Raw genomic sequence first — 12,797 nt, 5'->3', positions numbered from 1 at the left:
ATATGGGAGGAGGCAAGAAATGAATCGGATCTTCCGAAATACAATATTTTATTTATTGATTTTTCTCGTCGTCATCGGCGTGGTTAGCTTCTTCAACGGAAGCAATCAGCGAACGGAACCGATGACATACGATGCGTTTATGACCCATTTAGAAAATGGCGATGTAAAGTCGTTTTCCATGAAGCCGGAGCGCGGCGTATATGAAATAAGAGGGCAGCTCAAATCGTACAGCGAGGATCAATACTTTTCCACTTATGTCATGAACAGTGATACGGTATTGAATCGCATTGATGCTGCAGCGAAGCGGACGAGAGTAGAAGTAATGCCAGCGGATGAGACGAGCGGATGGGTTACCTTTTTCACTTCGATCATCCCGTTTGTGATTATTTTTATCTTGTTTTTCTTCTTGTTGAATCAAGCACAAGGCGGCGGCAGCCGGGTAATGAACTTTGGGAAAAGCCGGGCGAAATTATACACGGACGACAAAAGAAAAGTTCGTTTCCGCGATGTTGCTGGCGCTGACGAAGAAAAACAAGAGCTTATCGAAATTGTTGAGTTTTTAAAAGACCCGCGGAAGTTTGTCGAACTCGGTGCCCGCATTCCAAAAGGAGTGCTTCTTGTTGGGCCTCCTGGAACGGGGAAAACGTTGCTCGCGCGCGCGGTTGCTGGAGAAGCTGGCGTGCCGTTTTTCTCGATCAGCGGTTCGGATTTCGTAGAAATGTTCGTCGGTGTCGGTGCATCGCGTGTACGGGACTTGTTTGAAACAGCGAAAAAGAACGCGCCTTGTATCATTTTTATTGACGAAATTGACGCGGTTGGCCGGCAACGCGGCGCAGGTCTTGGCGGCGGACATGATGAACGCGAACAAACGCTCAACCAATTGCTTGTGGAAATGGATGGTTTCAGCGGCAATGAAGGAATTATTATTATCGCGGCGACAAACCGCCCGGATATTTTAGACCCAGCGTTGTTGCGGCCAGGCCGTTTTGACCGGCAAATTACGGTGGACCGTCCGGACGTGAAAGGCCGTGAAGCGGTATTGCGCGTACATGCTCGCAATAAGCCGCTCGACGAGTCCGTTGATTTAAAAACGATCGCGATGCGTACGCCGGGCTTTTCCGGGGCGGATTTGGAAAACTTGCTGAACGAGGCGGCGCTTGTTGCGGCGCGACGAAATAAAAAGAAAATTGACATGAGCGACATTGATGAGGCGACAGACCGCGTCATTGCCGGACCAGCAAAGAAAAGCCGCGTTATCTCGGAAAAAGAGCGGCGCATTGTTGCATACCATGAAGCGGGGCATACCGTTATTGGCATGGTGCTCGATGACGCGGAAATGGTGCATAAAGTGACGATCGTTCCGCGTGGCCAAGCGGGAGGCTATGCGGTGATGCTTCCGAAAGAAGATCGTTATTTTATGACAAAGCCGGAGCTAATGGACAAAATTACCGGTCTATTAGGCGGTCGCGTCGCGGAAGAAATCGTGTTTAACGAAGTTAGCACAGGGGCGCATAACGACTTTCAACGCGCGACGAACATTGCTCGCCGCATGGTGACCGAGTTTGGAATGAGCGAGAAGCTTGGACCGCTGCAATTTGGGCAGCCGAGCGGGCAAATATTTTTAGGTCGCGACTTGCACAATGAGCAAAATTACAGCGATAAAATCGCGTATGAAATCGATTTGGAAATTCAGCGGATCATTAAGGAATGTTATGAAAAAGCGAAAAATATTTTAACGCAATATAGAGACAAACTTGAGTTAATCGCCACTACGCTTTTGGAAGTGGAAACGTTGGATGCGGAACAAATTAAACATTTATTTGAACACGGAACATTGCCAAACCGCGATGCAAATAATGATAATGACAATAATAATAACGATAATGGCGATCACGACAATGATGTAAAAATAAATATTCAAAAGAAAGATGAGTAAGATGTCTCTTTATAAGGGGCATCTTTTTTTATCAGATAAGCGACAAGATATGGTATGATGTAGGAAGTAACAATGGTGAAAAGTGGGGATGAAACGATGATTTTTGTCTTAGACGTCGGCAATACAAATACGGTATTAGGGGTATATGATGGAGACGAATTAAAACATCATTGGCGCATCGAAACGAGCCGCGGCAAAACGGAAGATGAATACGGCATGACGATCAAGGCGTTATTGAACCACGTCGGGCTTCAGTTTTCCGATATTGATGGCATTATTATTTCCTCGGTTGTGCCGCCGATTATGTTTGCGCTTGAGCGAATGTGTTTAAAATATTTTCATATTAAGCCGATTATCGTCGGTCCAGGGATTAAAACAGGCCTTGACATTAAATACGATAACCCGCGGGAAGTAGGTGCGGACCGAATCGTCAACGCGGTTGCCGGCATTCATTTATATGGCAGCCCGCTCATCATTGTCGATTTTGGTACGGCGACAACGTATTGTTATATTAACGAACATAAACAATATATGGGAGGGGCGATCGCCCCGGGGATTATGATTTCCACGGAGGCGCTGTTTGCACGAGCCGCGAAATTGCCGCGTATTGAAATCGCCCGACCGGATGATATTATCGGAAAAAATACCGTTAGCGCGATGCAAGCTGGGATTTTATACGGATATGTCGGGCAGGTGGAAGGCATTGTCTCGCGGATGAAAGCAAAAAGCCCTGTCCCGCCAAAAGTGATAGCGACGGGAGGATTGGCTTCGTTAATTGCCAGCGAATCGGATGTCATTGATATTGTCGATCCATTTTTGACATTAACGGGCTTGAAAATTTTATACGAAAAAAACGTTGATAAAAAACAATGAAAGGTTGAGTTGGTATGTCAGACTACTTAGTGAAGGCTTTAGCTTATGATGGACAAGTAAGAGCGTATGCTGCTCGAACAACGGATACAGTCAGCGAGGCGCAGCGCCGCCACCAAACATGGCCGACTGCTTCCGCGGCGCTTGGCCGGGCGATTACGGCGGGCGTCATGATGGGAGCTATGTTAAAAGGAGATGATAAATTAACGATTAAAATTGATGGCGGCGGTCCAATCGGCACCATCCTTGTCGACAGCAACGCGAAGGGGGAGGTGCGCGGATACGTTACGAATCCACACGTCCACTTTGATTTAAACGAACATGGGAAGTTGGACGTCGCAAAAGCAGTCGGCACAAACGGCATGTTAACGGTCGTAAAAGACCTAGGACTGCGTGACTTCTTTACTGGACAAGTGCCGATTATCTCGGGAGAGCTTGGTGAAGATTTTACGTATTATTTTGCATCTTCGGAACAAGTTCCATCTTCTGTCGGCGTCGGTGTACTTGTCAATCCCGACAACACGATATTGGCGGCGGGAGGTTTTATCATCCAGCTGATGCCGGGAACGGAAGAAAAGACGATTGATCAGATTGAAAATCGTTTACGGACGATTCCGCCTGTCTCAAGAATGGTAGAAAAAGGATTGACGCCGGAAGAGATTTTGGAAGAACTGCTTGGAAAGGGAAATGTCAAAGTGCTAGAGACGCTTCCAGTCGCGTTTGTTTGCCGCTGTTCACGGGAGCGAATTGCCGATGCGCTGATCAGCTTAGGAGCGCAGGAAATTCAAGACATTATTGACAAAGAAGGGTACGCTGAAGCGTCATGTCATTTTTGCAACGAAACGTACCGTTTCACGAAAGAGGAACTCGAGCAGCTGAAACAGCTCGCAAACGCGAAAGAAGAATAAAAAATTTAAAAAAATCAAAATGATTGACAATTAAGCCAATAATTGATACATTGGAGACAAATTCTATAAAATTAATCGGGATTAGGGGTGGAAATATGGCAAAAGTAGCAAACTCTGTTACAGAACTGATTGGTGATACGCCGGTAGTGAAATTAAATCGTATTGTCGATGAAGGTAGTGCCGATGTTTATTTAAAACTGGAATTTATGAACCCTGGAAGCAGCGTGAAAGACCGTATTGCCTTGGCGATGATCGAAGCTGCGGAAAAAGAGGGAAAAATAAAACCTGGTGACACGATTGTTGAGCCGACAAGCGGAAACACAGGAATCGGGCTGGCAATGGTCGCAGCGGCAAAAGGATATAAAGCGATTTTAGTCATGCCGGATACGATGAGTTTAGAGCGCCGCAATTTATTGCGCGCATATGGCGCCGAATTAGTGCTTACGCCGGGAAGCCAAGGAATGCGCGGCGCGATTGCGAAAGCAGAAGAATTGGTAAAAGAGCATGGCTATTTTATGCCGCAACAATTTAAAAACGAGGCAAACCCGGAAATCCACCGGTTGACGACAGGGAAAGAAATTGTTGAACAAATGGGCGACCAATTAGACGCGTTTATTGCCGGCGTTGGTACTGGCGGAACGATTACTGGAGCGGGACAAGTTCTTCGCGAAAAATATCCAAACATTAAAATTTATGCGGTAGAGCCTGCTGATTCGCCTGTATTATCCGGCGGAAAACCAGGCCCACACAAAATTCAAGGAATCGGTGCCGGATTTGTGCCGGACATTTTAGATACAAACATTTACGATGGAGTCATTACGGTAACGACGGAGGAAGCGTTCGCTGCTGCCCGCCGCGCTGCCCGCGAAGAAGGAATTCTTGGCGGAATTTCTTCTGGCGCCGCTATTCATGCTGCATTAAAAGTCGCCAAAGAACTTGGCAAAGGGAAAAAAGTGTTGGCAATTATCCCAAGTAACGGTGAACGCTACTTAAGCACTCCGCTTTACCAATTTGATGAATAATCATGCGATTTCGACAGGGAGAAGGCCCCTGTCGAAATTTTTTGTAATGATATGTTTGGCGACTCATTGTACAATAAAAATGTGCAATGGTCGAAAATAAGGAGTGACGTCATTGTGCGAAAATGGGGAAATAGAAAGAGGCGGACGCTCTCTTACCCAAAACGCGATTGGTTTCGGCAATATAAGGCGCTTGCCGCTCGTGAGCCGTACCATGTTTTGCTAGAAAGCGGTCAAGGCGGGCGTTACAGCATTATCGGTTTAACTCCTGCAGGTATCATTCAAGCGAAAGAAAATCAGCTCTTCATCTCTTATCACGGTGAAGAAAAGCAGTATGAAGGGAATCCGCTATTATTGCTCAAACAATGGTTTGCGCAATTTTCGCTTCACTTTTCCAAAAGCGAACTGCCTTTTCAAGGTGGAGCGATTGGTTATATCAGCTATGACTGCGCAAGATATATTGAGAAAATCCCTTCGTATGCGCGAGACGATTTGCAGCTTCCAACTATGTACTTTTTGATTTTTGACGACGTATTCGTATATGACCATCAAAAACAGCAACTTCATCTGATTGTTCATTACGCGGACGGCGAAGAACTGGAAGCAAAACGGCGCCTTTCTTTTTATGAGTCACGTTGGTTGGAAGAGAAGAAAAGCGATAGCGAATGGACGTTTCAAAAACGAGACGCCATCTCATCGGTGTCGATGACAAAAGAAGATTTTGTTGAAGCTGTAAAAAAAGTCCAGCAATATATTGCCCAGGGAGACGTGTTTCAAGTGAATTTATCCGTGCGGCAATCGAAGCCGCTGTTGACACATCCATTTCATATTTATGAGCAGCTGCGCGTCATTAATCCGTCTCCGTACATGGCGTACATCCACTTTCCGGAGTTTCAAATCGTTAGCAATTCGCCTGAATTGCTTGTCAAAAAGCGGGGAGATGATATTAGCACAAGGCCGATTGCCGGAACGCGCTCACGCGGGAAGACGAAGGAAGAAGACAGACGGCTGGCAAAAAAGCTGCTTTCTAGCGAAAAAGAAATAGCGGAACATGTGATGCTCGTCGATTTAGAGCGCAATGATCTGGGGCGTGTATGCCAATATGGCACGGTGAAAGTAGATGAATGGATGACAATCGAGCGTTATTCCCACGTTATGCATATCGTGTCCCATGTGTCAGGAAAATTAAAGCAAGGAAAAGATGCGTTTGATTGTTTACAAGCAATGTTCCCTGGCGGCACGATTACTGGAGCTCCAAAAGTGCGGACAATGGAGATTATCGAAGAGCTTGAGCCGGTACGTCGCGGCGTATATACCGGTTCCATCGGGTGGATTAGCTTCGATGGTGATATGGAATTCAATATTGCGATTCGTACGATGATTGCTAAAGATGGAATCGCGCATGTACAAGCGGGAGCCGGAATTGTCATCGATTCCCATCCCGAACATGAATATCGCGAATGTTTAAAAAAGGCGGCGGCCCTTTGGAAAGCAAAAGAGATGAGCGAAGCGGAGAAACTATTAAGAGTATGAGGTGAGACAAGATGATTTTGATGATTGATAATTACGATTCGTTTACATACAATTTAGTTCAATATTTGGGGGTATTGGGGGAAGAATTAGTTGTAAAACGGAACGATGAAATTACGATTAAGGGCATAGAGGCATTAAGTCCTGATTTTCTGATGATCTCCCCTGGTCCCTGCACTCCGAATGAAGCTGGCGTCAGCATAGAAGCGATCGAATATTTTGCAGGAAAAATCCCGATTTTTGGGGTTTGCCTCGGCCATCAGGCGATTGCGCAAGCATTCGGCGGAAAAGTCGTTCGTGCCGATCGTTTAATGCATGGGAAAACATCGCAAATTTTCCATGACGGAAAAACCGTTTTCACTAATATTCCTAGCCCGTTTACAGCCACTCGTTACCATTCTCTTATCGTTGAAAAAGAGACGTTGCCGGATTGTTTTGAAATTTCCGCGTGGACGGAAGAAAACGAAATTATGGCGATTCGCCATAAAACATTGCCGGTTGAAGGGGTTCAGTTTCATCCAGAGTCGATTATGACAAGCCATGGAATGAAGCTGTTGGAGAACTTTATCCAAACGTATAAAAGGGTTCGATAGCCGTATGTATGTATATGTCGATGGACGAGTCGTTCATAAGGATGAAGCGCGTATTTCGCCGTTTGACCACGGCTTTTTATACGGGCTTGGTGTATTTGAAACGTTTCGCACGTACGATGGCCATCCGTTTTTGTTAGACGACCATTTGGAGCGGTTGAATCATAGCTTGCGGGAGATGAATATCGCCAAATCTTTTACTCGCTGTGAAGTGATGGAAATACTTCATCGTCTTTTGGAAGCAAATCGATTGCAAAATGCTTATGTTCGCTTAAATGTTTCGGCAGGCATCGGGGATATTGGCTTACAAACAAGCAAGTACGATCAACCGACGGTCATTATGTACATGAAGCCGATTTTGGCTCCTTCCTTTTCAAAAGGAAAGATCGGCATCGTTTTAAAAACGAGACGAAACACTCCCGAGGGAAAAGAACGGTTAAAGTCGCATCATTATTTGAACAATATTATCGGCAAACGGGAAATTGGCGCCCGTACCGACGTGGAAGGCATTTTTTTGAATGAACAAGGATATGTTGCCGAGGGAATTGTCTCGAATATTTTTTGGGTAAAAAGCGGCACGGTATACACTCCAGCGCTTCATACTGGAATTTTAAATGGTGTGACAAGACAATTTGTGATTGCGCTGTTGAATGCGTTAAAAATCGAATGTCAAGAAGGTTTTTATACACTTGATCATCTGCGACAAGCAGATGAAATATTTGTGACAAATTCTATTCAAGAAATCGTCCCTATTTATCAAATGGATGACCGTGCTTATCCGGGTGCCGATGGGCCGGTCACTTCATTATTGCAGAAGCATTACAAGCATTTCACATCATTTTTATGGACAAAATATGAGTTGGTAGAAAGGATGGAATGAACGTTGGCTACAACCAATATCACTCCTTTTGTACTTCGCTGTGGAGATTACGAGTTGGATTTGCGGAAAAAGACAATGGTCATGGGCATTGTCAACGTAACGCCGGATTCTTTCTCTGACGGTGGACGGTTTTATGATCTCGATCGCGCGGTCGAGCACGCAAAACAACTTGTTGCCGATGGAGCGGACATTATTGATATTGGAGGGGAATCGACTCGTCCCGGTGCGGAAAAAGTATCGCTCGAGGAAGAACTGCGGCGGGTAATTCCTGTGGTAAAAGCGGTAGCTCAAGAAGTCGATGTCCCTATTTCCGTAGATACGTATAAAGCCGAAGTCGCCAGACAAGCGATCGAAGCGGGAGCGCACATCATTAACGACGTGTGGGGAGCGAAAGCGGATGAAAAGATGGCGGAAGTCGCCGCTTTTTACGATGTTCCGATTATTTTAATGCATAATCGTCACGATCTTCAGTATCGTGATTTAATTTCTGACATGATTTCCGATTTAATGGAAAGTGTCGCAATCGTAAAACGCGCGGGCGTGAAAGACGAAAACATTATTTTAGATCCGGGTATCGGGTTTGCGAAAACATTTGAACATAACCTAGAAATCATGCGCCGTTTAGACGAATTTGTCAAACTGGGGTATCCGCTTTTGCTTGGAACGTCACGGAAACGGTTTATCGGTCGTGTTCTTGATTTACCGGTCGATGAACGAGTCGAAGGAACAGGAGCGACCGTATGCTTCGGAATCGCAAAGGGAGCCCACATTGTCCGCGTTCACGATGTATTGCCAATTGCGCGAATGGCGAAAATGATGGACGCAATGCTTGGAAAAGGAGTGGAGGGCGATCGATAAAATTTATCTTCACCGTATGGAATTCTACGGATATCACGGCGTTCTTCCAGAAGAAAATGTGCTTGGGCAGCGCTTTATTGTCGACGTCATCCTCGAGACGGATTTACAAAAAGCTGGAAAAAGCGATCAGTTAGATGATACGATTAATTATGCGGAAGTATACGATATTTGCCGAAATGTCGTCGAGCAACGGCGATTTTCGTTAATCGAAGCAGTGGCGGAAACGATCGCTGAGCAAATATTATCTTCTTTTCCAACCGTTGCTCGTTGTACGATTAAAGTGACAAAACCAAATCCGCCCATTCAAGGTCATTATGAATCTGTCGCAGTAGAAATTGTAAGGGGTCGTTAAATGGAAAATTATGCGTATATTGCAATCGGTTCTAATATCGGCGATCGCTTCTATTATTTGCGGGAAGCCGTCAAAATGCTGGATAGCCATGAACACATTTCCGTCGCCGCTACTTCGTCTATTTATGAGACCGAACCAGTCGGCTATGTCCATCAAGGTAAGTTTTTAAATATGGTTATTAAAATTTATACTTCCCTTTCTCCTTTTGCGTTACTAGATGTTACGCAAAAAATCGAACAAAATTTTGGGAGAAAAAGGGAAATACGTTGGGGACCGCGAACGTTGGACCTTGACATTTTATTATATAATCACGAAAATATTGAAACAGAACAGCTTACCATTCCTCATCCGCGTATGACGGAGCGTGCATTTGTGATGATTCCGTTATTGGAATTAAATCGCGATATCCATATTCCGAATGTTACCCAACATTTATTATGCCTCGTAGATCGACTACCTGACAAAGAAGGAGTTCGCGTATGGAAGCAGAAAAATGGGGAAGACGTATTCGCGCTTTTCGAAAGCTGAAAGGATATACACAAGAAAGGCTGGCAAAAGAACTGGGCATATCTGTGTCGATTTTAGGAGAAATTGAGCGGGGAAATCGTTTGCCGCCAGAGGAATTAGTACAGCAAATTGCCGAACGGTTGAATATATCTGTTGAAGAGCTTGCTCCGCCACGATCAGAGTCTGGGGAATAAGAAAGGAGGCAGACCGATGTTTAAAATCGGCGATGTAGAAATTAAAAACCGCGTTGTCCTTGCGCCAATGGCCGGTGTGTGCAATTCGGCATTCCGCCTTACTGTGAAAGAGTTCGGAGCTGGGCTTGTTTGTGCGGAAATGGTAAGTGATAAAGGGATTGTGTACAATAACGAAAAAACGCTAAACATGTTATATATTGATGAACGCGAAAAACCGCTAAGCTTGCAAATTTTTGGCGGAGAAAAAGAAACGCTTGTAGAAGCTGCAAAATTTGTCGATAAAAATACGAACGCCGATATCATTGATATTAATATGGGATGCCCTGTGCCAAAAATCACGAAATGCGATGCAGGTGCAAAATGGCTTTTAGATCCGAATAAAATTTATGATGTCGTTGCCGCGATTGTAGACGCAGTGGAAAAACCTGTAACAGTAAAAATGCGAATCGGCTGGGACGAAGAACATATTTACGCAGTGGAAAATGCGCAAGCTGTAGAGCGCGCCGGCGGCAAGGCGGTAGCGGTTCACGGAAGAACGAGGGTGCAAATGTACGAAGGCAAAGCCGATTGGAATATCATTAAACAAGTAAAAGAAGCGGTCAATATTCCTGTCATTGGAAACGGTGATGTAAAAACGCCGCAAGACGCAAAACGGATGCTGGAAGAAACAGGTGTGGACGGCGTGATGATCGGGCGCGCCGCTCTCGGGAACCCATGGATGATCTACCGAACAGTTCGTTATTTAGAAACGGGAGAATTAATCCCAGAACCGACGGTAAGGGAAAAAGTGGAAGTGTGCCTTTTGCATTTAGATCGCCTCATTGCGTTAAAAGGCGAGCATATCGCGGTAAAAGAAATGCGCAAGCATGCGGCGTGGTATTTAAAAGGAGTGCGCGGTAACGCAAAAATTCGCAATGCGATTAATGAATGCAACACTCGCGAACAACTTGCCACTCTTTTGCTTAATTTTGTCGAAGAAGTAGAAAGCAAAGAACAAATGAATGCACAGGCTGTGTAAAAGAGTCGATATATTCGCTGCCAGCCTTCGCTGGCAGTATTTTTCATAAAAACTTTTTAAATGGAGTGAAGCGTATATGAGTCATGAAGAACTAAACGACCAATTGCGAGTTCGCAGGGAAAAATTACATAAATTAAGAGAAATGGGAATTGATCCGTTTGGCAAACGGTTTGAGCGCACGCATAAAGCACAAGAGTTGTTTGATTTATACGGAGATTTATCAAAGGAAGAACTGGAAGAGAAACAAATAAAAGTTGCTGTCGCTGGACGGATTATGACAAAACGAGGTAAAGGGAAAGCGGGGTTCGCTCATATTCAAGATGTCACTGGCCAAATTCAAATTTACGTTCGCGAAGACGCGGTCGGTCAAGAGCAGTACGAGCTTTTCAAAACATCTGACTTGGGTGATATTATCGGTGTGTGCGGAACGGTATTTAAAACAAAAGTAGGGGAGCTGTCCATTAAAGTATCCTCCTATGAATTTTTAACGAAAGCGCTGCGCCCGCTTCCGGAGAAATACCATGGTCTAAAAGATATCGAGCAACGCTATCGACAACGGTATTTAGATTTAATTATGAATCCGGACAGCAAAAATACGTTTATTACTCGTAGCCGGATTATTCAATCGATGCGCCGCTACTTGGATAGCCATGGTTATTTAGAAGTCGAAACGCCGATGATGCACACCATTGCCGGAGGTGCGGCAGCTCGTCCGTTTATCACTCATCATAACGCGTTAGATATGCCGTTATATATGCGGATTGCGATCGAGCTTCATTTGAAACGTTTAATTGTCGGCGGATTAGAAAAAGTTTATGAAATAGGTCGTGTGTTCCGTAATGAAGGAATTTCTACACGCCATAACCCGGAATTTACGATGCTTGAACTATATGAAGCATACGCGGATTTCCGCGATATTATGACATTGACGGAAAATTTAATTGCTCACATCGCCCAAGAAGTATTGGGGACGACAAAAATCCAGTATGGGGAGCACACGGTTGATTTAACTCCTGAATGGAAACGACTTCACATGGTAGACGCCATTAAAGAATATGTAGGGGTCGATTTTTGGAAACAAATGAGCGATGAAGAAGCTAGGGAATTGGCAAAAGAGCATGGTGTAGAAATAGCTCCGCACATGACGTTTGGCCATATTGTTAATGAGTTTTTTGAGCAGAAGGTGGGGGACAAGCTTATTCAGCCAACGTTTATTTATGGGCATCCGGTAGAGATCTCACCGTTAGCTAAGAAAAATGCAGACGATCCGCGCTTTACAGATCGTTTCGAGTTGTTTATCGTTGGCCGTGAGCATGCAAACGCATTTACTGAGTTAAATGATCCAATTGACCAACGCGAGCGCTTCGAAGCACAGCTGAAAGAGAGAGAGCAAGGAAACGACGAAGCACATGAGATGGACGAAGACTTCATCGAAGCACTGGAATATGGAATGCCACCAACAGGCGGTTTAGGCATCGGTGTCGATCGACTTGTTATGCTATTGACAAATTCACCGTCTATTCGTGATGTGTTGCTATTTCCACAAATGCGTAACAAATAAAATCGTGTCCCCTATGAACAAAAGGATCATAGGGGACATAAAAATTTTTTAAAAAAAGTAATTGACTTTTATACATATAATTGATATATTAAATTATGTCGTTTTTAAAAAACTATTGACACCAAATTTTAAAAATGATATATTGATAAAGTCGCTTAAAAAAGAAAATGTTCCTTGAAAACTGAACAAAACGAAGCGTCCACATAGAAAAGTGGAGGCGACTGATTAGCCCTGACAGGCGCTGGAGGGCTCGCGAGGAGGCTGTTGCCGCCACAGCGAGACCGAAGCGTCCCGAGGGGCTAGGAGCCGAAACTAGACAATCAGAAAAGCGAAGGCGACTGGCGCCTTGTGGTGTCGGCGCTGAAGCTTATGAGAATAAGCCAATCAACTTTCTATGGAGAGTTTGATCCTGGCTCAGGACGAACGCTGGCGGCGTGCCTAATACATGCAAGTCGAGCGGACCAAACAGGAGCTTGCTCTTGTTTGGTTAGCGGCGGACGGGTGAGTAACACGTGGGTAACCTGCCCGTAAGACCGGGATAACTCCGGGAAACCGGAGCTAATACCGGATAACA

Annotated in this window: 13 protein-coding genes and 1 rRNA gene; all 14 read left to right on the top strand. The window is 44.9% G+C overall.

Annotated features, from left to right (window positions below; all coding sequences use genetic code 11):
• Window positions 1–19 precede the first annotated feature (19 nt).
• Window positions 20–1,936 (top strand): ATP-dependent zinc metalloprotease FtsH, encoded by a 1,917-nt coding sequence (gene ftsH / locus BM278_RS10965; RefSeq protein WP_090949692.1) that lies wholly within the window; start codon window positions 20–22, stop codon window positions 1,934–1,936.
• Window positions 1,937–2,032: 96 nt separating this feature from the next.
• Window positions 2,033–2,809: a type III pantothenate kinase gene (locus BM278_RS10960; protein WP_090949749.1), complete on the top strand. Its 777-nt coding sequence runs from the start codon at window positions 2,033–2,035 to the stop codon at window positions 2,807–2,809.
• Window positions 2,810–2,823: 14 nt separating this feature from the next.
• Window positions 2,824–3,714, top strand: a complete 891-nt coding sequence (gene hslO / locus BM278_RS10955; RefSeq protein WP_090949690.1) for an Hsp33 family molecular chaperone HslO — start codon at window positions 2,824–2,826, stop codon at window positions 3,712–3,714.
• Between the two features lie 95 nt (window positions 3,715–3,809).
• Window positions 3,810–4,736 carry a cysteine synthase A gene (gene cysK / locus BM278_RS10950; RefSeq protein ID WP_090949688.1) on the top strand — a complete coding sequence of 309 codons (927 nt, stop codon included), beginning with the start codon at window positions 3,810–3,812 and terminating at the stop codon, window positions 4,734–4,736.
• A gap of 114 nt (window positions 4,737–4,850) precedes the next feature.
• Window positions 4,851–6,266 (top strand): anthranilate synthase component I, encoded by a 1,416-nt coding sequence (trpE, locus tag BM278_RS10945; RefSeq protein WP_090949686.1) that lies wholly within the window; start codon window positions 4,851–4,853, stop codon window positions 6,264–6,266.
• Between the two features lie 11 nt (window positions 6,267–6,277).
• Window positions 6,278–6,856, top strand: a complete 579-nt coding sequence (pabA, locus tag BM278_RS10940) for an aminodeoxychorismate/anthranilate synthase component II (RefSeq protein WP_090949685.1) — start codon at window positions 6,278–6,280, stop codon at window positions 6,854–6,856.
• Between the two features lie 4 nt (window positions 6,857–6,860).
• The gene (pabC, locus tag BM278_RS10935; RefSeq protein ID WP_090949683.1) at window positions 6,861–7,733 is read left to right on the top strand and encodes an aminodeoxychorismate lyase; all 873 of its coding nucleotides are present in this window, start codon (window positions 6,861–6,863) and stop codon (window positions 7,731–7,733) included.
• Between the two features lie 75 nt (window positions 7,734–7,808).
• Entirely contained in the window at window positions 7,809–8,591 is a 783-nt protein-coding gene (gene folP / locus BM278_RS10930) for a dihydropteroate synthase (RefSeq protein WP_425272981.1), read from the top strand.
• Window positions 8,584–8,943 carry a dihydroneopterin aldolase gene (gene folB, locus BM278_RS10925; protein WP_279625760.1) on the top strand — a complete coding sequence of 120 codons (360 nt, stop codon included), beginning with the start codon at window positions 8,584–8,586 and terminating at the stop codon, window positions 8,941–8,943. The genes folP and folB overlap by 8 nt, the downstream gene beginning before the upstream one ends.
• Window positions 8,944–9,471, top strand: a complete 528-nt coding sequence (gene folK / locus BM278_RS10920) for a 2-amino-4-hydroxy-6-hydroxymethyldihydropteridine diphosphokinase (protein WP_090949677.1) — start codon at window positions 8,944–8,946, stop codon at window positions 9,469–9,471.
• Window positions 9,423–9,644, top strand: coding sequence for a helix-turn-helix domain-containing protein (locus tag BM278_RS10915; RefSeq protein WP_090949675.1), 222 nt, complete (start codon window positions 9,423–9,425; stop codon window positions 9,642–9,644). The genes folK and BM278_RS10915 overlap by 49 nt, the downstream gene beginning before the upstream one ends.
• Window positions 9,645–9,660: 16 nt before the next feature.
• On the top strand, window positions 9,661–10,662 hold the full coding sequence (gene dusB / locus BM278_RS10910; RefSeq protein ID WP_090949674.1) for a tRNA dihydrouridine synthase DusB: 1,002 nt from the start codon (window positions 9,661–9,663) through the stop codon (window positions 10,660–10,662).
• 76 nt (window positions 10,663–10,738) lie between these two features.
• A complete protein-coding gene (gene lysS / locus BM278_RS10905) occupies window positions 10,739–12,223 on the top strand; it encodes a lysine--tRNA ligase (RefSeq protein ID WP_090949672.1) in 1,485 nt (494 codons plus the stop codon).
• Between the two features lie 391 nt (window positions 12,224–12,614).
• A 16S ribosomal RNA gene (locus BM278_RS10900) occupies window positions 12,615–12,797 on the top strand; the annotation flags it as partial.

Source organism: Parageobacillus thermantarcticus (assembly GCF_900111865.1).
Taxonomy (GTDB): Bacteria; Bacillota; Bacilli; order Bacillales; family Anoxybacillaceae; genus Parageobacillus; species Parageobacillus thermantarcticus.
The sequence above is the reverse complement of the archived record's forward strand: the minus strand, read 5'-3'. Positions and strand labels throughout refer to the sequence as shown.

What these genes read in the sequence shown, in the direction of transcription:
- ftsH (WP_090949692.1), top strand. Translation starts at nt 20, where the DNA reads ATGAATCGGATCTTCCGAAATACAATATTTTATTTATTGATTTTTCTC.
- BM278_RS10960 (WP_090949749.1), top strand. Translation starts at nt 2,033, where the DNA reads ATGATTTTTGTCTTAGACGTCGGCAATACAAATACGGTATTAGGGGTA.
- hslO (WP_090949690.1), top strand. Translation starts at nt 2,824, where the DNA reads ATGTCAGACTACTTAGTGAAGGCTTTAGCTTATGATGGACAAGTAAGA.
- cysK (WP_090949688.1), top strand. Translation starts at nt 3,810, where the DNA reads ATGGCAAAAGTAGCAAACTCTGTTACAGAACTGATTGGTGATACGCCG.
- pabA (WP_090949685.1), top strand. Translation starts at nt 6,278, where the DNA reads ATGATTTTGATGATTGATAATTACGATTCGTTTACATACAATTTAGTT.
- pabC (WP_090949683.1), top strand. Translation starts at nt 6,861, where the DNA reads ATGTATGTATATGTCGATGGACGAGTCGTTCATAAGGATGAAGCGCGT.
- folP (WP_425272981.1), top strand. Translation starts at nt 7,809, where the DNA reads ATGGTCATGGGCATTGTCAACGTAACGCCGGATTCTTTCTCTGACGGT.
- folK (WP_090949677.1), top strand. Translation starts at nt 8,944, where the DNA reads ATGGAAAATTATGCGTATATTGCAATCGGTTCTAATATCGGCGATCGC.
- BM278_RS10915 (WP_090949675.1), top strand. Translation starts at nt 9,423, where the DNA reads ATGGAAGCAGAAAAATGGGGAAGACGTATTCGCGCTTTTCGAAAGCTG.
- dusB (WP_090949674.1), top strand. Translation starts at nt 9,661, where the DNA reads ATGTTTAAAATCGGCGATGTAGAAATTAAAAACCGCGTTGTCCTTGCG.
- lysS (WP_090949672.1), top strand. Translation starts at nt 10,739, where the DNA reads ATGAGTCATGAAGAACTAAACGACCAATTGCGAGTTCGCAGGGAAAAA.